This is a genomic window from Neisseria chenwenguii, from assembly GCF_002216145.1.
Classification (GTDB): domain Bacteria; phylum Pseudomonadota; class Gammaproteobacteria; order Burkholderiales; family Neisseriaceae; genus Neisseria; species Neisseria chenwenguii.
Map to the genome: position 1 here is coordinate 67955 of NZ_CP022278.1, position 25223 is coordinate 93177.

A 25223-nucleotide genomic window follows, 5' to 3' on the forward strand; every position below is an offset into this window, starting at 1 on the left:
AATTAAGATTTATCAGCTTCATGAACCCGGCCGACGGCAGAATATTTTAAGGAAACCCCATGTTGAAAAAATTCATGCCCATCTTTGCCGCTGCGTGGCTGTTGGCGGCCTGCACGTTTTCAGACGGCCTTCCGCGCCCGCATCTGCCTCAGACGGCGGTGTCGGCCGACGGGCGCTGGTTTCAGATGACCGAGTCGGATAAAGCGGGTAAGGTCGTGCAAACCAGCCTGTTGGCGGTGGCGCAGGAGACTGAAGGGCTGCGTTTTGTGCAGACCGATGCGCTGGGCGTGCCGAAATCGCGCCAGATTCTGACCCGCAAGGGGTGGAAAAACGACGGATTCGTGATGCCTAATGCGGCGTCGCGGCAGGTGTTTGCGGCGATGCTGCCGTATTTGGTATCGGCGGACACGCTGGCGCTTTATCCCGACGCGAAACAGATGCCGTCTGAAAACGGCGCGCTGTTTCGCTATAAAAACCGCGACTTATGGCGCGTGTCGAAGCAGGGCGACGGTTTGAAAGTGGTGCTGCCCGACGGCAGAAGCTGGCTGGTTATTCCTGCGGACGAAGAAAAATGAGTGTTCCTGTTTACTTGAGCAAACCTGCGCTGGTCAGCGCATTGGGCAGCGGTTTGGAAACGCATCTGGAAAAACTGCTTCGGGCGGATCCGCCTGCCCCGCTGACGTTTTCCGAGCATTGGGTTAAAGGGAAAAATTTAGCGTTCGGCACGGTCGGCAGGCCTTTGCGCCCGCTGCCCGAATCATTGGATAAAGCGCATATCAGCCGCACCAACCGGCTGCTGTGGCATGCACTTGCGCAAATTGAGCTGCTGATTGAAGCAGCCAAACAGCGTTACGGTGCATCAAGGGTGGCGGTGGTCATCGGCACATCGGTGAGCGGGGCGGACGAAAACATTCCGATGTTTGAACAGCGCGCGGCAGGCAAAGATTGGGCGGCGCTGCCGTTTAACCAGCAGCAGCACGCGATGGGCGCGCCGGCCGATTTTGTCGCCGATATTTATGGTTTGGGCGGTTTGTGTTATGCCGTTTCCACTGCCTGCACGTCGGGTGCGCGCGCCTTAATCAGCGCTGCGCGGCTGCTGCGGGCAGGTTTGTGCGACGCGGTGGTGTGCGGCGGCGTCGATACGCTCTCGCCGCTGACCATCAACGGCTTCGCTTCGCTGGAAGTGCTTTCAGACGGTATCGCCAATCCGTTTTCCGCCAACCGCAACGGCATCAATATCGGCGAGGCGGCGGCGGCGTTTGTGATGACGCGCGATGCGGATTTTTCAGACGGCCTGCTGCTTTCGGGATACGGCGCAAGTTCCGACGCCTACCATATGTCGTCACCGCGTCCGGACGGCAAAGGTGCGGTCATGGCGTTTGAGCAGGCGCTGCAATCCGCAGGAATCGGCGCGCAAGACGTCGGCTGGATTAATTTGCACGGCACGGGTACGGTGCACAACGACAGTATGGAATCGGCAGCGGTGGCGCAAGTGTTCGGCAGCCGCACGCCCTGCACTTCGACCAAACCGCTGACCGGCCATACGCTCGGCGCCGCGGGCGCGCTCGAAGCCGCGCTGCTGTGGGGTTTCGTCAGCCGCCGCTTCAACCCCGCCGGCCGTCTGCCGCACCACGTTTGGGACGGCATTCGCGACGAATCCCTGCCGGAAATCGCGCTGACGGGGCAGGATGCGCATTGGGCGGCAGATAAGCCGCGCATCGGCGCAAGTTCGTCGTTTGCCTTCGGCGGAAGCAACTGCGTGGTCGTTATCGGCGAAAAATAACCCGCAGCCATGCCGCGGATTATTTCGAAAATTTCTGTAAAAAAACAGCAATAGTCTCAGGCCGCCTGAAAACCCAAAAGTTTTCAGGCGGCCTGTTTCATACCTGCTTCCGTTTTACGCTTTGGCCTTGTTACGGCCTTTATGCGGTGCGTTTTTCGTTTTCACTTTGATTTTCACACTCTTGCCGCGGGCGGTTTTCTTGGCGGCTTGTTGGGCTTTGGGCTTGGCTTTTGCCGTTTTTGCCTTGACGGCTTTTTGTTTTACAGCCGCTTTTTTGCCGCGTACTGATTTTTCGGGCACGGTTTCGGCAACTTTTTCTGCCTTGTTTTTACGGCGTTTTCTGCCTGCTTTACCGCCGCTGATCAGGGTCAGGTCGATTTTGCTGGTATCCAAATCGGCACGGGTAACTTTGACGGTCACACGGTCGCCCATGTTGAAGCGTATGCCGCTGCGTTCGCCTTCTATCGCCATGATTTCGGGGCGGAAATTGAAGTAGTCTTCGCCCAAATCGCTGATGTGCACCAAGCCGTCGATGTGGATGTCGTCCAGGGTGACGAAGATGCCGAAAGTGGTCATGCCGGAAATTTTTCCGCTGAACACCTCGCCCACTTTGTCGCGCATATAGTAGGTTTTCAGCCAGTTTTCCACGTCACGGCCGGCGTCGTCGGCACGGCGCTCGCAGAAGGACGTGTGTACGCCCAATGCCTGCCAGCTTTTTTCGGACGTGTATTTTTTGCCCTGCAACACGGCTTTAATCGCGCGGTGTACCGTCAGATCGGGATAGCGGCGGATGGGCGAGGTGAAGTGGGCGTAGGCTTCGTAAGCCAGCCCGAAGTGGCCTTCGTTGGCCGGCTGGTAAACGGCCTGCTGCATGGAACGCAGCAGCATGACTTGAAGCAGCTCGGCATCGGGGCGGCCGGTAAATTGTGCCGCCAGCCCGGCGTAGTCTTTCGGCGTGGGGTTGTCGCCGCCGCCGAGGTTTAGTCCCAAAAGGCCGAGCTGTTCGCGCAGGGTCGCCAGCTTTTCGGGCGTCGGCCCCAAGTGGTTGCGGAACAGCGCGGGATGTTTGTTTTTCAACAGAAAATCCGCCGCGCAGACGTTCGCCGCCAGCATACATTCTTCAATCAGCTTATGCGCGTCGTTGCGCACGACGGGGACGATTTTTTTGATTTTGCCGTTGTCGTCAAACAGCATCTGCGTTTCCACGCTTTCAAATTCGACCGCACCGCGCCGAAAGCGTTTTTTCTGCAATACTTTGAATAATTTGTACAAAGTTTCAAGCTGGGTTTTGTGCGGATTGTCAGCGCCGTCTGAAAGCCATGCCCAAACCTGATTGTAAGTCAGCCGCGCGTGCGAGCGCATCACTGCGGGGTAAAACTTGTATTCCTTCACATTGCCAGCGTAGGTGACAATCATGTCGCACACCATACACAGCCGTTCCACATCGGGATTGAGCGAACAGATGCCGTTGGAAAGATTTTCCGGCAGCATCGGAATCACGCGGCGCGGAAAATACACACTGGTACTGCGTTCCAGCGCATCAATATCGATCGCATCGTTCGGGCGAACATAATGGCTCACGTCGGCAATCGCCACCACCAGCCGGTAATTGCGTCCCTGTTTTTCCGCGTAAACCGCGTCGTCGAAATCGCGCGCCGTTTCGCCGTCTATCGTCACCAGCGGCAAGTCGCGCAGATCCACGCGGCCTTTCAAATCGCTTTTGCGTACGGCAGCCGGAATTTTTTTCGCCGCCGCGGTACAGGCTTCGCTGAACCGGTGCGGCAGATGGTGTTTGCGCACGGCGATTTCGATTTCCATACCGCTGTCGGCGTAATTGCCCAACACCTCGGTAATCCGCGCCACGGCGGGGCGGTGGTGCTCGGGATAAGTGTCGATTTCCGCCACCACGACCTGACCGGATTCTGGCTTGAATTCAGCCACGCTTTCCGGTTCTAAAACAATGCTTTGCACCAAGCGTTTGTCTTCCGCTTCCAAAATCGCCACGCCGCGTTCGATATAGAAACGGCCGACCACTTTCGACTGCCTGCGTTCGACAATATCCAAAACCGTGCCTTCGCGGCGGCCGCGACGGTCGATACCCGCAGGGCGCACGGTTACGATATCGCCGTGCATCACGCCGCGCATCTGGTGTTCGTACAAAACAAAATCACCGCCCGAAGACGCCTCCAGCGGCACGGCAAAACCGAAACCGTCTTTGTGCGCCTCCACACGGCATTTCACCAGCGCCAGCTTTTCCGCCACACAAACCGCACCGCGCCGGTTGATCAAAACCTGACCGTCACGTGCCATCGCTTTCAGACGGCGTTCGAAAAATTCGTATTCGTCATCCGTAATCGACAATTCCCGTGCCAGTGTTTCGATTTTCTGCGGCACGCCTTTCTTTTCCAAAAGCTCGATAACCCATTCGCGGCTGGGCAGCGGATGGGCGTAACGCTGCTTCTCCCGTGCAAGAAACGGATCTTTTTCTCGTAAATTTAGTGATTTAATTTTTTTGTTCATTTTTAATGTTGACATTCTTTGTTGTAAATATATAATAGCCACTTCGTTTTGCGCGGCAGCCCCAAACTGTAACGCAATTCGGCAGATAAAGCAAAGCCCGGGTGGCGGAATTGGTAGACGCGCCAGCTTCAGGTGCTGGTGTCCTCACGGGCGTGGAAGTTCGAGTCTTCTCCCGGGCACCAAATCTCAGGATTTGGTTGCAGCTTTGCTTGAAATGCCCAGGTGGCGGAATTGGTAGACGCGCCAGCTTCAGGTGCTGGTATCCTCACGGGTGTGGAAGTTCGAGTCTTCTCCTGGGCACCAAATCCCAATAATCCGGTTTCAGACCGGATTTTTTATCAGCGGATTGCGGAAAACGGCGTTTTCCCGCTATAATTCCGTTGCCACAGAGAGGTGGATGAGTGGTTTAAGTCGCACGCCTGGAAAGCGTGTATACGTGAATAGCGTATCGAGGGTTCGAATCCCTTCCTCTCTGCCAGATTCAAACAAGCCCGCCTTTACGGCGGGTTTGCTGTTTTTCAGACGGCCTGAAACGTCAATGGCCGTCTGAAACCAAAACAACCGCTTTTCCAAACCCTTCCCTGCTTTCGACAAACCGGTGGGCTTCGGCAACCTGTTCAAGCGTAAAAACTTTTTCCGGTTTGACATCAACCCGGTAAGTTTCGATATAGTCAAACAAACGGCGGATACGCGCTTCGGAAACGAGGCCGGAATAAAACGCAGTCAGGTAGCTGTCGTTTTTCAATTCGACAATCGGATCAAAATCTTCGAGAAACCATTTCCCGCCGAGCTGGCCGGTGGCGCAGACGATACCGCGTTCGGCAATGTGGCTGAAACTGTCTTTCAGCGTAGCCGTGCCGACGAGATCCAGAATTTTGTGATACGAATCCGACGTTTTCAGACGGCCTTCCTGTTCCAAAACCACTTCGTCGAATCCCGCTTCGTGCAGCTTGGCGGCTTTTTCGGGCGAACGTGTCGAGCCGTGCAATACCACATTCGGAAATTTTGCCTTAACCAGCTTGGCAAACGCCACGCCGACCCCGCCTGCCGCGGCGCGCACCAAAATTTTGTCGCCCGCGCCGATGCAGAGTTTTCCCATCGAACCGAACGCGGTGTAAAACGTCTCGGGAACGGCGGCCAGCGATGCCCAGTCCAAATCGGTTTCCACGCGGTAAATCTGCGCATTCGGCAGCAACACAAATTCCGCATAGCTGCCGTCGAAATCCCGCCCCATTTCCCCCATCAGCGACACCACGCGGCAACCCGCGGGAAGCCGCGCCTCGTCGGTCGTTTCGGCAATTTCGCCCGCGCATTCTATCCCTAAAATACGCGGAAACTTCACGCTCGGCGACTTGCCCTGCCGCGTAAAAATTTCAGAGTGATTAATGCCGAAGCCTTTCACTTTGACCAGCGACCAGCCCGATTTGACCGCGGGAACCGGCACATCTTCCAACACCAGCACTTCCGCGCCGCCCGGGCGGTGCACTACATTTGCTTTCATGTTTTTCCTTTCAAACCCAAAACATTCGGCCGTCTGAAAATCCGGCCTATTTTTCAGACGGCCTGATTAATCCGCCGCCGCACGACTTCGCGCGCCTGCGGGTTCAGCCGTTCAAACGCCGCCAAAACCTGCTCGGGCGTGGCCTGTTCCTGCTCGAACATCGCACGGACAAAATCGTCGGCCGGCCGGTTTTGAATTTCAGACGGCCTGCCGTTCTGCACCAGCGCGCCGTTGCGCATCACGCCGATGCGGTCGCCCAAGCGCAGGGCTTCGTGCATATTGTGGGTGACGAACACAATCGTAGTTTCATTCTGGCGGTGGATGTCGAGCAGAATATCCTGCAAGGCCGTGCGCGAGAGCGGGTCGAGGGCGGAAAAGGCTTCGTCCATCAGCAGCACGGCGGGGCGGGCGGCGATGGCGCGCAGAATGCCGACGCGCTGCTGTTCACCGCCGGAAAGCTCGTGCGGATAGCGGCCGAGGTATTCGGCGGGCGGCAGACCAACCATTTCCAGCAGCGATTCGGCACGGCTTCGGCGTTCGCTTTTGCGCCAGCCCAAAATGTCGGGCATCAGCTCGATGTTTTGGCGCACGGTCATGGCGGGGAACAGCGCAATCTGCTGAAGCACATAACCGATGCGGTGGCGCAGCGCGCGGATGTCGTAATCCTTAATCCGCCGCCCGTCGAAATACACATCGCCCTCATCAGGCGCGACCAGCGCGTTAATCATTTTCAGCGTCGTCGATTTGCCGCTGCCCGAGGCGCCGACGAGGACGAACAATTCGCCGCGCCGTATCGGTAAATCCAAACCGCACACCGCCGCCTTATCGCTGAAATATTTTGTTACCTGTTTGAATTCTATGATGTTTTCACTCATTTTCAGACGGCCTTTATCCGTGTCAATACTTCGCGGAACGTTGTAGGCCGTCTGAAAATCAGTTTCTCCAAATCAGGCGACACTTCGGCCAACTCACCCGCGGCAATGGCGGTATAGGTGGATACCCACGCTTCGATTTCCCAATCGGGCGTGCCGGGATAGGCGGCACAGCGCGAGGCGAAGGCTTTGGCTACCGTCTCGTTATGAAATCGGAACGCCCTGCCCGTGTGCGCCGATAATTGTGCGGCGATTTCCGCCAGCGTCAACGCCTCGCTGCCGCTTAAGGTATAGGTTTGGTTGACGTGCTGCGTGTTGCCGTTTGCCAAATCCGCCAGAACGTTGGCGGCGGCTTCGGCCACGTCCCATTGCGAAACGCAGGTTACGCGCCCGTTTTCAGACGGCCCGCTGATGATGCCGTCCGAATCCGCCAGTTCGGCCATCATTTCGCTGTAAAAATTGTCGCGCAAAAACGTGTAGCGCAAACCGCTTGCGCGGATAAACGCTTCCGTCGCCGCGTGGGTGCGCGCCAGAGTAAACGTGCTGTTTTCCGCCGCTCCGGCGAAGGAAAGATAAACGATGTGCGCCACGCCCGCCGCTTTCGCCGCACGCACCATGCTTTCATGCTCGGCCTCGCGGGTCGGGCTTTCGGCGGCGGAAACCATAAACAAAACCTCCGTGCTCGCCAGCGCCGTCTTCGCCGCCGCTTCGTCGCCGTAACTGCACACGCGCACTTCGCAACCGGGCAAATCCGGCGCTTTGGCGGGATTGCGCAAGGGCAGCAGCAAGGGGAAATGCTGTTCGGCCAAACGGCGGGCAACCATGCCGCCGATGTTGCCACTGGCGCCGGTTACTGCGATTTTTTTCATGCTGGTTCTCCTGATTAAGCGGGTTTTCAGACGGCCTGAGCAGTTTGAGGCCGTCTGAAAAGTTTGAAAACGGCCGTAAGATGAGGACGAAATTTTCAGACGCCCTCCGCCCTATTTTACCAACCCCTGTTCCTTCAAATAATCCCGCGCCACGTCGGCGGGTTTTTCGCCGCCGCGTTTGACGCGGTCGTTCATTTCAATCATTTCCGCTTCGCTGATTTTGCCCGCCAAGCGGTTAAGCGCGGCGGTTACTTCGGGATGCGCCGCCACAAATCCGCTTTTCATCAGCGGCGCGCCCTGATACGGTGGGAAAAGCTGCAAATCGTCGCGCAGCATTTTCAGGCGGTATTGGCGGATTTCGCTGTCGGTCGAGTAGGCGTCGATGAGGTCGATCCGCCCTTCTTGCAAGGCGGTGTAGCGTAACGCAGGTTCGACGGTGGAAACGTGGGCGATGTTGATGCCGCGCGCAGCCAGCCCTTTGCCTCCGTCGGGGCGGTCGGTAAATTCCAGCGTGAAACCGGCGCGGATATTGGCTTTCACTTTAGCCAAATCGGAAATTTTTTCCAAGCCGTATTTAGCGGCGTATTGCTCGGGAACGGCCAGCGCGTAGGTGTTTTGATAGCGCATCGGCAGCAGCAGGGTCAGTTGGAACTGCTGTTGCAGCAGGTTTTTTCCGGTTTCGTAGGTTTCGGCGGCGGTGCGTTTTTGCGCTTTTCGGGGTTCGGGCAGTTTGACCAGACTTTCCAATACCGTGCCGGTAAACTCGGGGTAAATGTCGATTTCGCCGCTGTTTAAGGCGTTGAACAGAAATGTGGTTTTGCCGAAATTCGGTTTCAACACCACTTCTGCCTGCGGATCGGCCGATTCGATCAGCTGTTTGTAGAGGTTGATCAGAATATCCGGCTCGCTGCCGAGTTTGCCCGCAATCACGATTTGCTGTTTTTCAGACGACCTCACAGTCGAAAACAGCCCGAATGCAGCAGCCAGCAAGGCCAAACCCGCCAGCAGCGCGGTTTTGCGGCGGCTGCGGGCAAACAGGGCAATCAGCCCGCTCACACCCACCGCAAGCAGCGCCGACAAAGCCGCGCCGATAAAAGTGAGCGCCATGTTGTGGCGGTCGATGCCCAAAAGAATCAGCGAGCCCAAACCGCCCGCGCCGATCAGTGCCGCCAGCGTAGCCGTGCCGCTAATCAGCACGGCGGCGGTGCGGATGCCGGAAATAATCGCGGGCAGCGCAATCGGCAATTCCACCCGCCAAAGCTGCTGCACACGCGACAGGCCGAACGCGGTTTCCGCCTCTTTGACTGACGGATCGATTTCGGAAAGACCGAGATAAGTGTTTTGAAAAATCGGCAGAAGCGCGTAGAGCGTCAGCGCAATCAGCGCCGGCAGCGTGCCGATGCCGACCAGCGGAATCAGCAGACCGAGCAGCGCCAGCGACGGAATCGTCTGCAACACATTGGTCATCTGCAACACTGCTTCCGCCGCGCGCTTTTTCGGACTGAGCCACACCGCCAGCGGCACGGCAATCGCAACCGCCGCCGCAAGCGAGAGCAGCGAAATGCCTAAATGTTCGACCAGTGCGGTGAGCAGTTCGCCGCGCCGTTCCGACAGGGTTTGGATAAAGGTTTCAAACATGGTTTTGGAAAAAAATGGGGAACAGGCCGATATTACAGGCCGCAAGCCGGATGCGGAACCCCGCGCAAGAAAAGGCAGGTAAAGCGCAACGGCATAACGGCATGACGGCATCGCGTTGCAAAAAAAACACAGGCCGTCTGAAAAAACGCCGCCGCGGAATGCAGGCAGAGTTTTTTCAGACGGCCTCAGTTTACATACATCAGTGTATTTTTATACGCAAATTTTCCAAGCGGGTATTTTGCTGACAATCCTTTCGGCATTTTTATTTGTTTTTGTCGTGATACTGACATCAGTTAACAAATGAAAGCTTAAGATACGCCCCATCGCAGCAAGGGTTGCTGTCGAACAAACCAACACTCAGGAAAGAGTTCACATCATGAAAAAATTAATCGCCTTCGCTTCACTGCTGACCGTATCCGCCGGACTGATGGCTGCCCCGATGCACCGCCACGAACCGCGCGAACCGCACCGCCCGGTACATGCCCACGAGCATAAAGCGCCCAAACACGAAATGCGCCGCGACTTCCGCCACGACCGCCGCGAAGCACGCCGTGATTTCCGTCAGGAACGCCGTCTGAAAAGACACAAAGCCGCGCAAGCACGCAAATTCCACAAACGCCATGCACCTGCACATCTGCACCGCCACCGTTAACCGGAAATCAAAACAGGCCGTCTGAAATTTCAGACGGCCTGTTTTTTATAGTCGTTTCAATTTAGCCCAAACAAGGCAGCAAACCTCAGACAGTACCGTTATCAGGCTAAATCGGAGCGGCTGTAAATCCGGATCAGCGGGAAAACTGCGTAAACAAACGCCGCAAAACAATTACAGCCAAAACCGCGCACAGCATAAAAATTACGCTGGAAATGCCGTGCCACATACCAAACGAACCGCCCGCCAGCGTCAGCAGCCAATGCTCCGTATGGGTTTTGTGCGCTTCAATAACCGGCGCAACCAAAAATTGATTGGCTGCCAATCCGGCCAGCAAACTGCCCGTTAGCCAGATCGTCGTCCGGCTGCCGTGTTTGCTGATTTGCACCGCCAACACTGGTGCCCACACCGCTATTCCTATGTAGGAAAGCACTGCAAACAACTGCCCCGCAATCGCACCTGCCTGCATTTTCGGCAGATTGTGAAACAGTACCGGCGCGGCGATATAACCGGCCATAATCTGCATTCCCAGCCAAACGGCAGCGAGGGCGGTTGTCAGTTTGCTCATGATTTTTCCTTAACGGATTAAGTTTTCAAAATGTAAGAATGCCGTCTGAAAACAGTTTTCCAAACATTTTCAGACGGCATTCCCCGGTATTTTCTCCCATCAAATATATTCGACCGAAATAATGTCGTATTCGCGCACGCCGCCGGGAGCCTGCACTTCGGCGACATCGCCTTCCTCTTTGCCGATTAAGGCGCGGGCGATGGGCGAGCCGACGTAGATTTTGCGCGCTTTGATGTCCGCTTCGTCTTCGCCGACGATTTGGTAAGTGACCTGCTCGCCGCTTTCCAAATCTTCCAGCGTGACGGTTGAGCCGAAAACGATTTTGCCTTCGGCGTGTATTTCGGCGGGATTGATGATTTGGGCAATGGAAAGTTTGCGTTCCAACTCGGAAATACGGCCTTCGATAAAGCCCTGACGCTCTTTGGCTGCTTCATATTCGGCGTTTTCCGACAAGTCGCCGTGCGAACGGGCTTCGGCGATAGCTTCGATGATTTCGGGGCGGGCGACACTTTTGAGGTGTTGCAATTCCTGTTTGAGCAACTCGGCGCCGCGTATGGTTAACGGGATTTTCTGCATAAAGGGTTCTCCTGAACACCCGCCCTATTTTTTCATCTCTTTGGGGCGGACTGGAAATAAAAATACAAGCCGCCCGATTCGGCGGCTTGCGGTAAATTTAATGGCAGTATTTTACCAAAACGCGGAAAAAGCGCAATGGCAGGCGTGTTTTTCGGCGGTATTTTTATCGGGAAGCGTTACTTTTCGGCATCTTTTCTGAAACAAAGGCCGTCTGAAAAAAATTTTTTCAGACGGCCTGAACGGCTGTTTCGAATACTCCGGTTTATTGATCGACAAATGCGCGTTCAATCAGGTAATCGCCGCGCTGGCCGGTTTTTGGGGAAACGGTCAGACCGAAACTGTCGAGAACGGCGGCGGTGTCGCGGTTCATTGCGGTGCTGCCGCAGATCATGGCACGGTCGTCTTGGGCGTTCATCGGCGGCAGGCCGATGTCTTCGAAGAGTTTGCCGCTTTTCATCAGATCGGTCAGACGGCCTTTGTGTTCGAATTCTTCACGGGAAACGACGGGATAGTAAATCAGCTTTTCACGCACCATTTCGCCGAGGTATTCGTGTTCGGGCAATTCTTTGGTGAAGCGGTCGTAATAGGCCAAGTCTTTTTTGTAGCGCACGCCGTGTACGAGGATGACTTTTTCAAAGGCTTCGTAAACATCGGGATCTTTGGTGACGCTCAAAAACGGGGCAATGCCGGTGCCGGTGGAAAGCAGGTAAAGGTGCTTGCCGGGATTTAAATCGCCGAGTACGAGCGTTCCGGTCGGTTTTTTGCTGACGAGGATTTCGTCGCCGACTTTCAAATGCTGCAAACGGCTGGTCAGCGGGCCGTCGGGCACTTTGATACTGAGAAATTCCAAATGTTCTTCCCAGTTGGCGCTGGCGACGCTGTATGCGCGCATCAGCGGCTTGCCGTCCACCATCAGACCGAGCATGACAAACTGGCCGTTTTCAAAGCGCAGCGAGTCATCACGGGTGCAGGTGAAGGAGAAATACGAATCCGTCCAATGGTGTACGGAAAGGACTTTTTGGGTATTGAATGCAGCCATTTGGATTTCCTGTGAATGGAGGCCGTCTGAAAACAGACGGCAGAAATTAAGTAAAAAACGGGCGGAGCGGCGGGTGTAAAACAGGAGTATTCTAAACAGAAAAATTTCTCATTTCAATGTTTGTGCCAATCCTTATTTTCAGACGGCCTGCAGGGAGGCGACTGCCCTGCTCCTTCCGTCATCAGAAACAGATCAGCCAATGCGGCCAGGCGAAGTGTATCCCTCCCCCAGAAACGGCGTTTGAGGACGTGCATCCAGCGTATCGGCTTCACCGTCCGTACTACAGTATCCCGGACTTCGGGCGGCATGTCCGCCAGCATTTTTCCCCAGTATGCAGCCGCCTCGCCGAGCAGATGTTGCTTTCTGAGTGTCAATGAAGTCGAGTGCAGATAGCAGAGCCAGTCGCGGGTTTGGCACTCGGTATCGGAAAGAAATTCGCCCGGGTCGTCTTCAAAGTCGATGAAACCGATTTTGCCGTCTGAAACCAGCATATTGCGGGCAAACGCCTGACTGAGGTAGCCGCCTTTGGCATGCACGTCTGCGATGGCGGCCAGACCTGCCCGCCATGCGTTCAGACGGCCTTCTTCAGCCTCTTTTTCGATTCTGGAATCAAGCTGCCTGCCCTCCAGACCGCTAATCATGATTGCGTCGGGGCGGCGCAGCAGCAAAGCGGGAACATTGATTCCTCTCGAAGCCAGATCTTTCAAACGGCGCACTTCAATATCAAGCGCCCGGACACCGCCCAAACTGGGGACGGGTTTCAATGCACCCAGATGCAGCGGTTTGGTCACCATGCCCATCAAGGTATATTTCCACGCAGCGTTATGCGCTCCGGCTTTGCGCACCCAGACAATCCGCCCGCCCGGCAGCGCATAGCGCTTGATGCCCGTTTTTTGTATGGCAGTAAAATGATTCATCCAGACCTCAAGACGGCCTTGATTATCCGTTTGGGTGCGCACGGCCTTTCCTTATTTCTCCAACGTCTCGCTGATAAATTCTTTAACGATTTCGGCATTGTTGGGTAAAACCCGTACCCGCTGCGGCAGGTTTTCCAAGCCTTGCAGCGCGGCGGGACGCGGTACGGCGACATTGCCGACGGCTTCGCGGATGGTGGATTCGAATTTCGCGGCCAATGCCGTTTCAAGGCAGACGACGGTTTCTCCGTTTTGGCGCACTTCGCGGGCGACTTTGACGCCGTCGGCGGTGTGCGGATCGATGAGTTCGCCGTCTTGTCCGTAAACTTGGCGGATGGTTTTCAATCGGTCGGCGTGTAGCGATTTGCCGGATACGAAACCGTATTGCTGATGCACTTTATCAAGCAGGAAGCTCAAATCAAAGCCTTTTCCTGCGCCGACTTCCGCCCACAGTACCTGAATCCCGCTGCTGTTGCGTCCGATCAAATCAAAGACGAAGCGCTCGAAATTCGAGGCTTTTGAAATGTCCATCGACGGGCTTGAGGTAACGTGGGTATGGTCGGCGCTGCGCGGGCGGTAGGCACCGGTTTTGAAAAACTCATCCAAAACGTCGTTTTCATTGGTCGCAACAATCAGACGGCCTACCGGCAAGCCCATCTGGCGGGCGATGTGGCCGGCGCAGATATTGCCGAAATTGCCGCTGGGTACGCAGAAGCTGACTTTTTCGCTGTTGCTTTGCGTGGTCTTGAAATAGCCCGCGAAGTAGTAAACCACTTGGGCGACGATGCGCCCCCAGTTGATCGAATTGACCGTACCGATATGGTATTTTTCTTTAAACGCCGCATCGTTTTGCACGGCTTTGACGATGTCTTGGCAGTCGTCAAACATCCCCTTAACGGCGATGTTGTGGATATTTTCGTCTTGCAGGCTGAACATCTGCGCGCGCTGGAACGCGCTCATTCTGCCTTCGGGCGAAAGCATGAAAACATTGATTCCTTTTTTGCCGCGCAGCGCGTATTCCGCCGCCGAACCGGTATCGCCGCTGGTTGCGCCCAAAATGTTCAGTTCCCTACTCTCTTTTGCCAACACATATTCAAACGCATTGCCCAAAAACTGCATCGCCATGTCTTTAAACGCCAGCGTCGGACCGTTGGACAGCGCTTGGATTTTGAGGCCGTCTGAAAGCGTGCGCACAGGCGTGATTTCCGCGTTGCCGAAGGCTTCTGCGGTATAGGTGCGGTTGATGATGTCGCGCAGGTCGGCGGCGGGAATGTCGGTGGCAAACAGGCTGATGATTTCAAACGCCAGCTCGGGATAATTCAGGCCGCGCCATTTTTCCAGCGTGGCCGCGTCGATTTGCGGATAGGCTTCGGGCAGCATCAGACCGCCGTCGGGCGCAAGCCCCATCAGTAAAACTTCGCTGAACGATTTGTGTGCGGTCGCACCGCGGGTGCTGATGTATTTCATGGTTTTCTTCTCTGCAAACTCGTGAAAAAGTTTCAGACGGCCTCCCGGTTGCAGAGGCCGTCTGAAAGGATTATTTGGCGGGATAGAGGCGTTTGACGCAGGCGGTTACGGTTTTGGCGGTTACCGTTGCCAAGGCTTGGGTACGCGTATTCGGATTGAGAACCTGCATCATTTCGTTGGCACTCAGCTGGTTGGGCGCTTCCTCGCTGGCACAGCCGCAGATTTTGCTTTCCCACTCAGCCTGTTTTTCGGCCGACATCGCCAGCGCGATCATGCGCCATTCGTTGCGTTTGTTCAATTCGGTACGGCATTGGTTTTCAACCGCCATTTTGACCACGCTGCCGCCGATGCCCGTGCCGCCGCCCAAACCGCTCAAACCCGCGCCCGTACCGGTATCGGCACACGCGCCCAATAAAGAAGCAGACAAAATTACCGCCGAAACTTTTTTCATTTTTATATCCCTTACAAGTAGAAAAAACAGACTGCGTAAAAAAATCCCGCACATTATAGCGCAAGGCAAAGAATGATGTTAGGGGCTATAATTCCCAAATGCCGTCTGAACAACGAAAGCCGCCGCCATGACCGATTTATTTACCCGCCAACCCGACGCCCCGCTCGCCGAACGCCTGCGCCCGCACACGCTCGACGACGTGATCGGCCAGCAGCACCTCATCGGCGAAGGCAAACCGCTACGGCTCGCCGTCAAAAGCGGCAAGCCCCATTCCATGCTGCTTTGGGGACCGCCCGGTGTCGGGAAAACCACGCTCGCGCGGATACTTGCGCAGAGTTTCAACGCCCAGTTTCTGCCCGTTTCCGCCGTCTTTTCCGGCGTCAAAGACATCCGCGAAGCCATCCTCAAAGCCGAAACCGCCCTCCAGCAAGGCCGCGCGACGATTTTGTTTGTCGATGAAGTCCACCGTTTCAACAAAGCCCAGCAAGACGCCTTCCTGCCGCACGTCGAAAGCGGCCTGCTCACTTTCATCGGCGCGACCACCGAAAACCCCTCGTTTGAAGTCAACCCCGCCCTGTTGAGCCGTGCCCAAGTTTATATCCTCAACCCCTTATCCCCCGCCGATTTGCAGCAGCTTATCGAAAAAGTCCTCGCCCTGCCCGACTACCAAGGCATGGAAATCACCCCCGAAGCCGCCGCCCTGCTGGTTCAAACCGCCGACGGCGACGCGCGCAGATTATTGAATTTATTGGAACAACTCCTCCGCGCCGCCCAAACACGCCGTCTGAAAACCTTGGGCGAAACCTTTCTCGCCGAAAGCCTCGGCGCCCAAATCCGCCGTTTCGACAAAGGCGGAGAAAGTTTCTACAACCAAATCTCCGCCCTGCACAAATCCGTTCGCGGCTCCCACCCAAACGCCGCGCTCTATTGGTTTTGCCGCATGCTCGACGGCGGCGCCGACCCCCGCTACCTCGCCCGCCGCATCGTGCGCATGGCATGGGAAGACATCGGCCTCGCCGACCCGCGCGCGTTTACCATCGCCAACGAAGCCGCGCAAACCTACGAACGCCTGGGCTCCCCCGAAGGCGAACTCGCCCTTGCCCAAGCCGTGCTTTATCTCGCCGCCGCTGCCAAATCTAACGCCGGCTACAAGGCGTATAACCAGATGACGGCGTTTGTCAAACAAAACAGCAGCGACGAAGTCCCCGTCCACCTGCGCAACGCTCCGACCAAACTCATGAAAAAACTCGGCTACGGCCGCGAATACCGCTACGCCCACGACGAACCCAACGCCTACGCCGCCGGCGAAACCTATATGCCCGACGGCATGGCCGAACCCGATTTCTACCAACCCGTACCGCGCGGTCTGGAAATCAAAATCGGCGAAAAACTGGATTGGCTGCGAAAATTGGATGAAGAGACAGGGGAATGAGGAAAGGCCGTCTGAAAAAGGAGTGATTTTCAGACGGCCTTTGATTATATTCTAAAGACATATACAATTTGCGCTGCACATAACCTTGTAGAACGCCAAACAGCCCTCTCCCTAACCCTCTCCCACGGGAGAGGGAATATACTTACTTGACCGCAAAACATTTCAGAAGGCATAACAGCCCCGTAAGTCGGATTCGAGAATCCGACATCACATCCGTCCAACCGTGTCGGATACAGATATCCAACCTGCCTCCAATTTTTCAGAACTCGTAGATGTGAACGGTAAAACCAGGCTGACCCAAGCCGTCTGAATCGGGGCCCCACATCGGCATACAGCGCCTCGGCGCCCGTTACTGCCAAGACAACGGCGCCCAAGCTGACAAAGCCACCCCAGCCGTGATGGGCGATAAAGTTCAAACCATAATACGGATTAGCCGCTGCCAGAATCTGCGGCATCCGGATAATCTGACAAACCTCAAGAACAGCCAGCGTGCCGAACCAAAACAACATCACCGATCCGAAAAACGCGCCGATTTTCTGCGTGCCGTAACGCTGGATGAGAAACAGCGCCAGCAAAGCCGTTACCGCCACCGGCAAAACCCACGCCTCTGCCGCCGGATTCAAAACCGTCCGGCCTTCGGCCGCCGACAAAACCGACATCGCCGTCAGCCCTTCAAACATCACCCAAACCGCAGGTTTGCCGCGCAAAACGACCAAAGCCTGCTGCATCATAATGGCCGTTCCGCCCTCGCCTTTGCTGTCGGTGCGCAAAACAAACACCACATATTCAAGGTAACAATCAGCAGCAAAGCCCATAAAATCAGCGAAACGAAGCCGAGAACATTGGTTTCGTCCACGGGTAGCCTTGCGGCGGTCAAACTTTCCCGCAGCGTATAAAGCGGGCCGGTGCCGATGTCGCCGTACACAATATCCAAGGCCGCCAAAGTTGCCGTAGCGCTCAAATTTTCATTCCGCATAGATATAACTCTTTGTTCACAATACAATAAAGTTTACGCCTGTTTGCCGAAGAAAGTACCTCCCGCAGGAAAGCAGAAACGGCGGAAAAACACACCCGAACTCAGCCGCAACGGCAGGCCGTCTGAAAAACAGGATAATTTTCAGACGGCCCCCATGCCGGCACGTCCCGAGCGCATCCGTCCGCACGTTCTGCGTTATAATTGCCTGCACCGTCTCAAAAATCTTCAGGAGTATCCCATGCCCAAAACCATCATTCACACCAACAATGCCCCCGCCGCCATCGGCGCATACAGCCAGGCCGTGCGCGCGGGCGATACGGTTTACATAAGCGGCCAGATTCCGCTCGGCCCCGCAACCATGACCGTGGTCGGCGGCGGCGATTTCCGCGCCGAGACCATGCAGGTGTTTAAAAACCTGCAAGCCGTAGCCGAAGCGGCGGGCGGTTCGCTGAACGACATCGTCAAGCTCAACGCTTATCTGACCGATTTGGCCAACTTCACTGTGTTCAACGAAGTGATGGCCGAATTTATCGAACAGCCTTTCCCCGCGCGCGCGGCGGTGGGCGTCGCCAGCCTGCCCAAAGGCGTGCAGGTGGAAGTGGAAGCAGTTTTGGTGTTGAACGCTTAAAACCGTTTTTTCAGACGGCCTGAAATGATTTAAGGCCGTCTGAAACCCCGCTCGGCGTTGTAATTTTTCAGACGGCCCTTTGTTTCACCATGCCGTCTAGTGCTTCGACTACGCTCAGCAACCGAAATTCGACAAAAATCAAAAAAAATATCCTATGGCACACTACGCAATCGGCGACGTTCAGGGCTGTTTCGACGAACTGGCCGCCCTGTTGGCAAAACTCGGTTTCAACCATGGTACGGACACGCTCTGGCTCACAGGCGACATCGTCAACCGCGGACCCAAATCATTGGAAGCGCTGCAATTTGCCATGCAGCACGAAAGCAGCGTACAAACCATCCTCGGCAACCACGACCTGCATTTACTCGCCGTCGGCTACGGCCACGGCACGGTCAAGCACAGCGACACCATCACCCCGATTCTCGACCATCCCGACCGCAAAAAAATGCTGGCCTGGCTGCGCCACCAACCACTGATGGTGCGCGAAGGCAGTCACGTCATGGTACACGCCGGCATCCTGCCGCCGTGGCGCATCGCCGAAGCTGAGGCCTATGCGCGCGAAGCCGAAGCCGAACTTCAAGGCAAAAAACACGAAAAATTTTTCGAGAAAATGTACGGCAACAAGCCCGCCGAGTGGCACGGCGACCTCAAAGGCTATGACCGCCTGCGCGTGATTGTGAACGTCTTCACGCGGATGCGCGCACTGGAAAAACGCAACCGCCTCGATTTCGACTACAAAGGCACGCTCGCGGATATGCCGTCCGATCTCATGCCCTGGTTTGAAGCGCCGGAGCGCCAAAACCTCGACCACACCATCGTGTTCGGCCATTGGTCTTCGCTGGGTTTTATGAACTGTAACAACATCTTATCCCTCGACACCGGTGCGCTTTGGGGCGGCGAGCTGACCGCCGTCGATCTGGCCACACACGAAATTACCCAAGTCGCCGCCATCAACGGTTTGGACTGGCGTAAAACATTGAAATAGCCGAAAAACCAGCACATCCGAATCCTGTGGATTTTGTACTATGAAAACGGCCTATACCCTTGTTTATAGAGCCTGCTTAAATATCCAAACAAAACAGCCCGCTCATCAAGCGGGCTGTTTTATCGCCGTGAAATACGGCGAAGGTAATCCGGCTGCTGCACAGATTTTCAAAACGGATTAGTCAGCCAAAGTAACCGTACCGTTCATCAAAGCTGCGTGGCCGGGGAAAGTACATACAAATTTGAACGAACCATTAGCCAATTTAGCAGGATCGAAAGTCACTTTGGCTTCTTCGCCGCCGCCGATCAGTTTCGTGGCTGCAACAATGCGGGCATCGCCTGCTTTAACATAATCAGCATCCGGACCTGCGGAAGAACCATCTGCAACAACGCCTTCGATATCTTCTGCTTTCGCAATCACGAGGTTGTGACCCATGCCGGCTTTAGGCTGGGTACCGGTGTGTTTGAGGGTAACGGTAAATTCTTTACATGCTTTGCTGACTTTGATGTCTTTGGTGTTGAACTGCATGGCATCGTTGGCTTCGACAGTTGTCGCGCAGTTACCGGCATCGGCAGAAGCGGCTCCGGATGCCCCTTCGGCAGCAGGAGCAGCGGCAGATGCATCGCTGCCTGCAGCAGGTGCAGCTTCGGAAGCGGCGGCAGGCGCAGATGCTTCAGCTGCAGGAGCGGTTTCGGCAGGTTTGTCGGTTTTACCGCAAGCAGCCAAACCGATTGCAGCAGCGGAAATCAGAGCCAAATAAGTTTTCATGTAATATCTCCTAGTGTTGGTTGTTTGATACGAACTTAAATCATTCGAGCATTGGCGCAGAACTTGACATGACACAAAACTCGCTTTCTGCGCGGATACTTATAAAGTATGCGGGTTTCCTTTATGAAAAACTTTGACTTAAGTCAAAGTTGAACAAAGCATTTACAACAACTTACAAATGAAGGCATTAGTGAAATGCAGCCAAATTAAAATCAGGCGAATTTATTGACATATTTTAAAACTAAACTTCAGCGGCTGTATTTCTTAACCAGATTTTCCAGCGCCTGCGCCAGCTTGGGATGCCGGCCTTGCAGTTTAAGGGAAGCATCTTCCAGATTTTCAAGTGCCGTTTCGCTCAATTTCAACGTATTGGCTTTTTCCGCGACAGGTGTTTTCGGCTGCAGTTTGACGTTTACCGCTTCAATATCGCTGCGCAATTCGCGCAGTTGCGGCAGCAGCGAAGGCAGGATCATTTTCAGGCGCGATGCTGCCATGCCGTTGGCCGCCAGCAGTACCAAACGCCCGTTTTCCACACAGGCCGTCTGAAAATGCGGACGCAAATTTGCAGGCAGGATTTGCTTGACCTGCCTGTCTAATATTTGCCACTGTCGTGATTGTTGCAACAAAGCATCAAGTGCATTGTCGCGTCTGCCTAATTGCTTGAGATTCATGTTTCAGACGGCCTTACAAACAGAAGCAATATGTCAAAAGCGCTTGAAATACGGTAAAACCGCCTTTATTTCAGACGGCATTATCACTTTCACTAAGGCGCTTGTGTTAAAATTCGGGTTTCGCCCATTATATACAGGCGCAGGAACATTATTCATGCTGACAAACATTGCTAAGAAAATCTTCGGCAGCCGCAACGACCGCCTGCTGAAACAATACCGCAAATCGGTCGCCAAAATCAACGCGCTCGAAGCCGAAATGCAGGCTTTGAGCGACGAGGCTTTACAGGCCAAAACCGCCGAGTTCAAACAACGCCTCAAAGGCGGCGAAACGCTCAACGATATTCTGGTAGAAGCCTTTGCCGTCTGCCGCGAGGCTTCGCGCCGCGTCTTAGGCATGCGCCACTTTGACGTACAGCTTATCGGAGGCATGGTGCTGCACAACGGCAAAATCGCCGAAATGCGCACGGGCGAAGGTAAAACGCTGGTTGCCACATTGGCCGTTTACCTCAACGCCCTGAGCGGCAAAGGCGTACACGTCGTGACCGTCAACGACTACTTGGCCGCGCGCGACGCAGGCATTATGGAACCGCTTTACAACTTCCTCGGCCTGACCGTCGGCGTGATTGTTTCCGATATGGAACCGTTCCACCGCCAAAGCGCATATGGTTCGGACATCACTTACGGTACCAACAACGAATTCGGTTTCGATTACCTGCGCGACAATATGGTTACCGATCAATACGACAAAGTGCAGCGCGAGCTGAATTTTGCCGTTGTCGATGAAGTGGATTCGATTCTGATCGACGAAGCGCGTACGCCGCTGATTATTTCCGGCCAAGCCGACGACAACGTCCAGCTTTACCAAATCATGAACGCCGTTCCGGCGCAACTTATCCGCCAGCAAACCGAAGAAGGCGAAGGCGATTACTGGGTCGATGAAAAAGCGCACCAAGTCATCATGAGCGAAGCCGGCCACGAACACGCCGAGCAGATTCTGACCCAGATGGGGCTGTTGGCCGAAAACGACTCGCTCTATTCCGCCGCCAACATTTCGCTGATGCACCACCTGATGGCGGCATTGCGCGCGCACAGCCTCTTCCACCTCGATCAACACTACGTCATCCAAGACGGCGAAATCGTGATTGTGGACGAATTTACCGGCCGTCTGATGGCCGGCCGCCGCTGGTCGGAAGGTCTGCACCAAGCCGTTGAAGCCAAAGAAGGCGTGGAAATCAAGCGCGAAAACCAAACGCTGGCTTCCATTACCTTCCAAAACTACTTCCGCCTCTACACCAAACTTTCGGGCATGACGGGTACAGCTGACACAGAAGCCTTTGAATTCCAAAGCATTTATAATTTGGAAACCGTCATTATCCCGACCAACCGCCCGATTCAGCGCAAAGATTTCAACGACCAAGTCTTCCGCACCATAGACGAAAAATTCGAGGCCGTCGTCAAAGACATCCAAGAATGCCACACCCGCGGCCAGCCCGTCTTGGTCGGCACCACCAGCATCGAAAATTCCGAACTGGTTTCCAATCTGCTGACCCAAGCCGGTTTGCCGCACAATGTTTTGAACGCCAAAGAACATGAACGCGAAGCCCTGATTGTTGCCCAAGCCGGTAAAGTCGGTGCGATTACCGTTGCCACCAACATGGCCGGCCGCGGTACCGACATCGTTTTGGGCGGCAACCTGAAACACCAAACCGACGCCATTTCGGCCGACGAAACCCTGAGCGACGAAGAAAAAGCCGCCCGTATCGCCGCGTTGGAAAACGGCTGGCAGGCCGAACACGAGCAGGTGATTGCTGCCGGAGGCCTGCACATCATCGGCACCGAACGCCACGAAAGCCGCCGCATCGACAACCAGTTGCGCGGACGTTCCGGCCGCCAGGGCGACCCGGGTTCGAGCCGTTTCTATCTTTCGTTTGAAGATCCGCTGCTGCGCCTGTTTGCACTCGACCGCGCCGCCGCCATCCTCAACCGCCTCGCGCCCGAGCGCGGCGTCGCCATCGAACACGGCCTTCTGACCCGCCAAATCGAAGGCGCACAGCGTAAAGTCGAAGGCCGCAACTTCGATATGCGCAAACAGGTTTTGGAATACGACGACGTGGCCAACGACCAGCGCAAAGTCATCTACTACCAGCGTAACGAAATCCTGACCAACAAAGACGTCAGCGATTTGACCAAAGACATCCGCAAAGAAGTCATCAGCGACGTCGTCGATATGCACATGCCGCCCGACAGCATGGAAGAGCAATGGGATATCCCCGCACTCGAAGCCCAGCTTGCCGGCGAGTTCCGCCTCCATGCCGATATCAAAGCCTGGCTGGAAGCCGACAATACGCTTGACAATCAAGATGTTAAAGAACGCCTGATTGAAACAGTCGAACGCGAATACGCCGAAAAAACCGAATTGGTCGGCAAGCAGACCATGGCCGATTTCGAGCGCAACGTCATGCTTCAGGTTATAGACAGCCAATGGCGCGAACATCTGGCCGCGATGGACCACCTGCGCCAAGGCATCCACCTGCGCAGTTATGCGCAGAAAAATCCGAAGCAGGAATACAAACGCGAAGCCTTTACCATGTTTGAAAACCTGTGGCGCAACATCAAGCACAATACCGCCGCCCTACTTGCCTCGGTTCAAATCGAACGTAACGAAGACGTAGCGGAAGAGGCCGTCGAACATCTGCCGTCTGAAATGCAAACCACACATTCAGGCGCGCCGGCTATGGAAGATCTGCTCGGCGAATCACAAACCGATTTGGTCACAGAAGCCTTCGACCCGACCGGCAACGACTTCAGCCCCGAAGCCCTCGCCGCCGCCGGCCGCGTGGTTCACCGCAACGATTTGTGCCCGTGCGGCAGCGGTTTGAGATACAAACAATGCCACGGCAGACTCAGTTGATGAAATGCTGACAAAGGCCGTCTGAAAACCCGATGATTCAAGCCAATCGGGTTTTCAGACGGCCTTTCGCATCAAAACGACCGTTTCCGCCCGCCAACGGTTTCACTATATAATCCCCGTTCCCTTTTTAAAAAACAACGCCTGCCGCCTATGGACGCCCTCAATACATTCCTCGCCGAACTGTTCACCCGCCAAGCCTTTACCGCCAAACTCCTGGCGCGAAACTACAACCAAATCTCAGGCTGGATCGAACTCGGCTGCGTCATCGCCCTGATGGCGGCAACATTCTGGCTGACCGGCGTCATCATCAAACGCCATATGCGCACCGCGCAGAATTTCCAGCTTCTGCGCCACATCGGCCGGCGGATTTTGTGGCCCATCCTGATGCTGGCCGGCGGAACCGCCGCCCTCCTCGCCTGCAACCTTTACGGCTATCAGGCCGTTTGGCTGCAACTTTTGGTTTTGGCCGCGCGCTGGATGATCTTAATCCGCATCAGCGTCGCCGTCGTCCACGCCGCCCTACCGCAAAACAAACTGACCGACTGGCTCGAGCGCGCCGTTTCTACCGCATTATGGGTCGGTTTCGTCTTATGGATTTCCGAAGTTGACGACAAAATCATTGATTTCCTGAAAAACATCCAATTTTCCGTCGGCTCCACCAAACTCAATTTATTCAACATTATCAACGGCCTGATCTGGGTTGCCATCCTCATGGTGTTTGCCATGTGGCTGGCGCGCTCCATCAATGCCCGCCTCGCCCAAAGCAGCCTCGACAACAATCTGCGCATGATCCTCGCCAAAGTCATCAACACCGCTATGATGGTTTTGGCCGTCCTCATCGCCCTGCCCTTGGTCGGCATCGACCTTACCGTCTTATCCGTCTTCGGCGGCGCACTCGGCGTCGGCATCGGTTTCGGCCTGCAAAAAGTCGCCAGCAACTACGTTTCCGGTTTCATCATCCTCGGCGACCGCTCCATCCGCATCAACGACCGCCTCACCGTCAACGACTTTACCGGCTACGTCACCCAAATCACCTCCCGCTTCGTCGTTTTACGCAACGCCAACGGTACCGAAGCCCTGATTCCCAACGAGAATTTCGTTACTTCGATGGTGATCAACGAGTCCTATACCAGTAAGGAACTCCAGCAATCCCTGACCGTACAGGTCGCCTACCACTCCGACCTTACCCGCGCCCTCGAAATTCTCAAAAAAGCCGCTGCCAACCAAGAGCGCGTGATTAAAGACCCCGAGCCGCTGGCCGTCGTCACCGATTTTGCCGACAACGGCATCAACCTCTACCTCGGTTTTTGGGTACGCGACCCCGAAAACGGCTTCCTCGGCCTCAAATCCGCCATCCTGCTGGATATTTGGAAACAGTTTAACGAAAACAACATCGAATTCCCGTTTCCCCAACGCGAAATCCGCATCCTCAATGAAGCCCAAAGCCCCAGCGACATCGCCATGCTCAAAGCCGGCATCCGCGCCCAGCGCAACACCGAAACCGATCCCGCCCTCGAAGACGGCAGCGGAGGCGACTGATGGGCAAACCGCTGAAATACCCCGTTTCCGCCCTCGTCGTTTTACACGACGGCGCGGGCAATATCCTCCTCATCGAGCGCACCGCCCCGCAAGGTTTCTGGCAATCCGTTACCGGCAGTCTCGAGCCCGGCGAAACCATTGCCGAAACCGCCCGCCGCGAAGTCCGGGAAGAAACCGGCATCAAACTTTCAGACGGCCAATTGCTCGACTGGCACGAATCCACCGTTTACGAAATCTACCACCACTGGCGCCACCGCTATCCCGCAGGCGTTTTCGAAAACCGAGAACACATCTTCTCCGCCCGCATCGGCCGCGACACCCCCATCCGCCTCCGACCCGAAGAACACGTCCGCTACGGCTGGTTTCCCGCTGCCGTCGCCGCCGAAAAAGTTTTTTCCCCGTCCAACAAACGCGCGATTTTGGAATTGGGCAAACACCGATAAAAGACCGTCTGAAAATGTTCAGA

At 55.4% G+C, this 25223-nt stretch carries 22 protein-coding genes, 3 tRNA genes and 1 pseudogene; 12 read left to right on the forward strand and 14 right to left on the reverse strand.

The features are described 5' to 3' along the window. The first annotated feature begins 59 nt into the window (after positions 1-59). Both BG910_RS00330 and BG910_RS00335 read left to right on the forward strand, forming a co-directional pair. Positions 60-575, forward strand: a complete 516-nt coding sequence (locus BG910_RS00330; protein ID WP_089035121.1) for a hypothetical protein — start codon at positions 60-62, stop codon at positions 573-575. Then, complete coding sequence (locus BG910_RS00335) at positions 572-1783, forward strand: beta-ketoacyl-ACP synthase (protein ID WP_089035122.1); 1212 nt, start codon at positions 572-574, stop codon at positions 1781-1783. The genes BG910_RS00330 and BG910_RS00335 overlap by 4 nt, the downstream gene beginning before the upstream one ends. Before the next feature lie 114 nt (positions 1784-1897). Here BG910_RS00335 and rnr read toward each other — a convergent pair whose 3' ends face one another. Further along, positions 1898-4318, reverse strand: coding sequence for a ribonuclease R (gene rnr, locus BG910_RS00340; protein ID WP_198344805.1), 2421 nt, complete (start codon positions 4316-4318; stop codon positions 1898-1900). A gap of 80 nt (positions 4319-4398) precedes the next feature. Here rnr and BG910_RS00345 point away from each other — a divergent pair. From BG910_RS00345 to BG910_RS00355, 3 genes are all read left to right on the forward strand, one after another. Continuing rightward, a tRNA-Leu gene (locus BG910_RS00345) sits at positions 4399-4485 on the forward strand. A gap of 34 nt (positions 4486-4519) precedes the next feature. Further along, positions 4520-4606 (forward strand) — tRNA-Leu (locus BG910_RS00350). Between the two features lie 84 nt (positions 4607-4690). After that, a tRNA-Ser gene (locus tag BG910_RS00355) sits at positions 4691-4781 on the forward strand. A 57-nt stretch (positions 4782-4838) separates the two neighbouring features. On the opposite strand, the gene BG910_RS00360 is transcribed toward BG910_RS00355, so the two are convergent. The 4 genes from BG910_RS00360 to BG910_RS00375 form a co-directional block, all read right to left on the reverse strand. Beyond that, the gene (locus tag BG910_RS00360) at positions 4839-5804 is read right to left on the reverse strand and encodes a zinc-binding dehydrogenase (RefSeq protein WP_089035124.1); all 966 of its coding nucleotides are present in this window, start codon (positions 5802-5804) and stop codon (positions 4839-4841) included. 53 nt (positions 5805-5857) lie between these two features. Next, positions 5858-6679 (reverse strand): ATP-binding cassette domain-containing protein, encoded by an 822-nt coding sequence (locus tag BG910_RS00365; RefSeq protein ID WP_089035125.1) that lies wholly within the window; start codon positions 6677-6679, stop codon positions 5858-5860. A gap of 2 nt (positions 6680-6681) precedes the next feature. Further along, entirely contained in the window at positions 6682-7545 is an 864-nt protein-coding gene (locus tag BG910_RS00370; protein ID WP_089035126.1) for an SDR family oxidoreductase, read from the reverse strand. Positions 7546-7656: 111 nt separating this feature from the next. Beyond that, positions 7657-9183 (reverse strand): ABC transporter permease/substrate-binding protein, encoded by a 1527-nt coding sequence (locus BG910_RS00375; RefSeq protein WP_089037061.1) that lies wholly within the window; start codon positions 9181-9183, stop codon positions 7657-7659. A 376-nt stretch (positions 9184-9559) separates the two neighbouring features. On the opposite strand from BG910_RS00375, the gene BG910_RS00380 reads away from it, so the two are divergent. Continuing rightward, positions 9560-9835, forward strand: coding sequence for a hypothetical protein (locus tag BG910_RS00380; protein WP_089035127.1), 276 nt, complete (start codon positions 9560-9562; stop codon positions 9833-9835). 133 nt (positions 9836-9968) lie between these two features. Here the strand turns inward: BG910_RS00380 and BG910_RS00385 are convergent, their stop codons facing one another. The 6 genes from BG910_RS00385 to BG910_RS00410 form a co-directional block, all read right to left on the reverse strand. Beyond that, positions 9969-10400 (reverse strand): DUF4149 domain-containing protein, encoded by a 432-nt coding sequence (locus BG910_RS00385; RefSeq protein WP_089035128.1) that lies wholly within the window; start codon positions 10398-10400, stop codon positions 9969-9971. A gap of 99 nt (positions 10401-10499) precedes the next feature. Next, positions 10500-10976, reverse strand: coding sequence for a transcription elongation factor GreA (gene greA, locus BG910_RS00390; protein ID WP_089035129.1), 477 nt, complete (start codon positions 10974-10976; stop codon positions 10500-10502). A gap of 262 nt (positions 10977-11238) precedes the next feature. After that, positions 11239-12015 carry a ferredoxin--NADP reductase gene (locus BG910_RS00395; RefSeq protein WP_089035130.1) on the reverse strand — a complete coding sequence of 259 codons (777 nt, stop codon included), beginning with the start codon at positions 12013-12015 and terminating at the stop codon, positions 11239-11241. 113 nt (positions 12016-12128) lie between these two features. Then, the gene (locus BG910_RS00400) at positions 12129-12932 is read right to left on the reverse strand and encodes a BUD32 family EKC/KEOPS complex subunit (RefSeq protein WP_089035131.1); all 804 of its coding nucleotides are present in this window, start codon (positions 12930-12932) and stop codon (positions 12129-12131) included. 51 nt (positions 12933-12983) lie between these two features. Further along, positions 12984-14396 (reverse strand): threonine synthase, encoded by a 1413-nt coding sequence (thrC, locus tag BG910_RS00405; protein ID WP_089035132.1) that lies wholly within the window; start codon positions 14394-14396, stop codon positions 12984-12986. A gap of 70 nt (positions 14397-14466) precedes the next feature. Continuing rightward, positions 14467-14847, reverse strand: a complete 381-nt coding sequence (locus BG910_RS00410; RefSeq protein ID WP_198344806.1) for a hypothetical protein — start codon at positions 14845-14847, stop codon at positions 14467-14469. A gap of 127 nt (positions 14848-14974) precedes the next feature. Here BG910_RS00410 and BG910_RS00415 point away from each other — a divergent pair, with 127 nt between their 5' ends. Beyond that, positions 14975-16279 (forward strand): replication-associated recombination protein A, encoded by a 1305-nt coding sequence (locus BG910_RS00415; protein WP_089035133.1) that lies wholly within the window; start codon positions 14975-14977, stop codon positions 16277-16279. A gap of 44 nt (positions 16280-16323) precedes the next feature. Here BG910_RS00415 and BG910_RS00420 read toward each other — a convergent pair. Next, a pseudogene (locus BG910_RS00420) lies at positions 16324-17255 on the reverse strand (KUP/HAK/KT family potassium transporter). 238 nt (positions 17256-17493) lie between these two features. Here BG910_RS00420 and BG910_RS00430 point away from each other — a divergent pair. Both BG910_RS00430 and BG910_RS00435 read left to right on the forward strand, forming a co-directional pair. Next, complete coding sequence (locus BG910_RS00430) at positions 17494-17883, forward strand: RidA family protein (protein WP_089037063.1); 390 nt, start codon at positions 17494-17496, stop codon at positions 17881-17883. A 154-nt stretch (positions 17884-18037) separates the two neighbouring features. Further along, positions 18038-18868 carry a symmetrical bis(5'-nucleosyl)-tetraphosphatase gene (locus tag BG910_RS00435; protein ID WP_089035136.1) on the forward strand — a complete coding sequence of 277 codons (831 nt, stop codon included), beginning with the start codon at positions 18038-18040 and terminating at the stop codon, positions 18866-18868. A 177-nt stretch (positions 18869-19045) separates the two neighbouring features. Here the strand turns inward: BG910_RS00435 and azu are convergent, their stop codons facing one another. Next, a complete protein-coding gene (gene azu, locus BG910_RS00440) occupies positions 19046-19636 on the reverse strand; it encodes an azurin (RefSeq protein WP_089035137.1) in 591 nt (196 codons plus the stop codon). Between the two features lie 248 nt (positions 19637-19884). After that, complete coding sequence (locus BG910_RS00445; RefSeq protein ID WP_089035138.1) at positions 19885-20307, reverse strand: DciA family protein; 423 nt, start codon at positions 20305-20307, stop codon at positions 19885-19887. 154 nt (positions 20308-20461) lie between these two features. On the opposite strand from BG910_RS00445, the gene secA reads away from it, so the two are divergent. The 3 genes from secA (at position 20462) to nudB (ending at position 25200) form a co-directional block, all read left to right on the forward strand. Further along, the gene (gene secA, locus BG910_RS00450; protein ID WP_089035139.1) at positions 20462-23218 is read left to right on the forward strand and encodes a preprotein translocase subunit SecA; all 2757 of its coding nucleotides are present in this window, start codon (positions 20462-20464) and stop codon (positions 23216-23218) included. Positions 23219-23368: 150 nt separating this feature from the next. Then, the gene (locus BG910_RS00455; RefSeq protein ID WP_089035140.1) at positions 23369-24757 is read left to right on the forward strand and encodes a mechanosensitive ion channel family protein; all 1389 of its coding nucleotides are present in this window, start codon (positions 23369-23371) and stop codon (positions 24755-24757) included. After that, positions 24757-25200 carry a dihydroneopterin triphosphate diphosphatase gene (gene nudB / locus BG910_RS00460; RefSeq protein ID WP_089035141.1) on the forward strand — a complete coding sequence of 148 codons (444 nt, stop codon included), beginning with the start codon at positions 24757-24759 and terminating at the stop codon, positions 25198-25200. Before BG910_RS00455 ends, nudB begins: the two co-directional genes overlap by 1 nt. Positions 25201-25223 lie beyond the last annotated feature (23 nt).

Coding starts and splice junctions, on each gene's coding strand:
- BG910_RS00330 (WP_089035121.1), top strand. CDS start 60: ATGTTGAAAAAATTCATGCCCATCTTTGCCGCTGCGTGGCTGTTGGCG.
- BG910_RS00335 (WP_089035122.1), top strand. CDS start 572: ATGAGTGTTCCTGTTTACTTGAGCAAACCTGCGCTGGTCAGCGCATTG.
- rnr (WP_198344805.1), bottom strand. CDS start 4,318: ATGTCAACATTAAAAATGAACAAAAAAATTAAATCACTAAATTTACGA.
- BG910_RS00360 (WP_089035124.1), bottom strand. CDS start 5,804: ATGAAAGCAAATGTAGTGCACCGCCCGGGCGGCGCGGAAGTGCTGGTG.
- BG910_RS00365 (WP_089035125.1), bottom strand. CDS start 6,679: ATGAGTGAAAACATCATAGAATTCAAACAGGTAACAAAATATTTCAGC.
- BG910_RS00370 (WP_089035126.1), bottom strand. CDS start 7,545: ATGAAAAAAATCGCAGTAACCGGCGCCAGTGGCAACATCGGCGGCATG.
- BG910_RS00375 (WP_089037061.1), bottom strand. CDS start 9,183: ATGTTTGAAACCTTTATCCAAACCCTGTCGGAACGGCGCGGCGAACTG.
- BG910_RS00380 (WP_089035127.1), top strand. CDS start 9,560: ATGAAAAAATTAATCGCCTTCGCTTCACTGCTGACCGTATCCGCCGGA.
- BG910_RS00385 (WP_089035128.1), bottom strand. CDS start 10,400: ATGAGCAAACTGACAACCGCCCTCGCTGCCGTTTGGCTGGGAATGCAG.
- greA (WP_089035129.1), bottom strand. CDS start 10,976: ATGCAGAAAATCCCGTTAACCATACGCGGCGCCGAGTTGCTCAAACAG.
- BG910_RS00395 (WP_089035130.1), bottom strand. CDS start 12,015: ATGGCTGCATTCAATACCCAAAAAGTCCTTTCCGTACACCATTGGACG.
- BG910_RS00400 (WP_089035131.1), bottom strand. CDS start 12,932: ATGAATCATTTTACTGCCATACAAAAAACGGGCATCAAGCGCTATGCG.
- thrC (WP_089035132.1), bottom strand. CDS start 14,396: ATGAAATACATCAGCACCCGCGGTGCGACCGCACACAAATCGTTCAGC.
- BG910_RS00410 (WP_198344806.1), bottom strand. CDS start 14,847: ATGAAAAAAGTTTCGGCGGTAATTTTGTCTGCTTCTTTATTGGGCGCG.
- BG910_RS00415 (WP_089035133.1), top strand. CDS start 14,975: ATGACCGATTTATTTACCCGCCAACCCGACGCCCCGCTCGCCGAACGC.
- BG910_RS00430 (WP_089037063.1), top strand. CDS start 17,494: ATGCCCAAAACCATCATTCACACCAACAATGCCCCCGCCGCCATCGGC.
- BG910_RS00435 (WP_089035136.1), top strand. CDS start 18,038: ATGGCACACTACGCAATCGGCGACGTTCAGGGCTGTTTCGACGAACTG.
- azu (WP_089035137.1), bottom strand. CDS start 19,636: ATGAAAACTTATTTGGCTCTGATTTCCGCTGCTGCAATCGGTTTGGCT.
- BG910_RS00445 (WP_089035138.1), bottom strand. CDS start 20,307: ATGAATCTCAAGCAATTAGGCAGACGCGACAATGCACTTGATGCTTTG.
- secA (WP_089035139.1), top strand. CDS start 20,462: ATGCTGACAAACATTGCTAAGAAAATCTTCGGCAGCCGCAACGACCGC.
- BG910_RS00455 (WP_089035140.1), top strand. CDS start 23,369: ATGGACGCCCTCAATACATTCCTCGCCGAACTGTTCACCCGCCAAGCC.
- nudB (WP_089035141.1), top strand. CDS start 24,757: ATGGGCAAACCGCTGAAATACCCCGTTTCCGCCCTCGTCGTTTTACAC.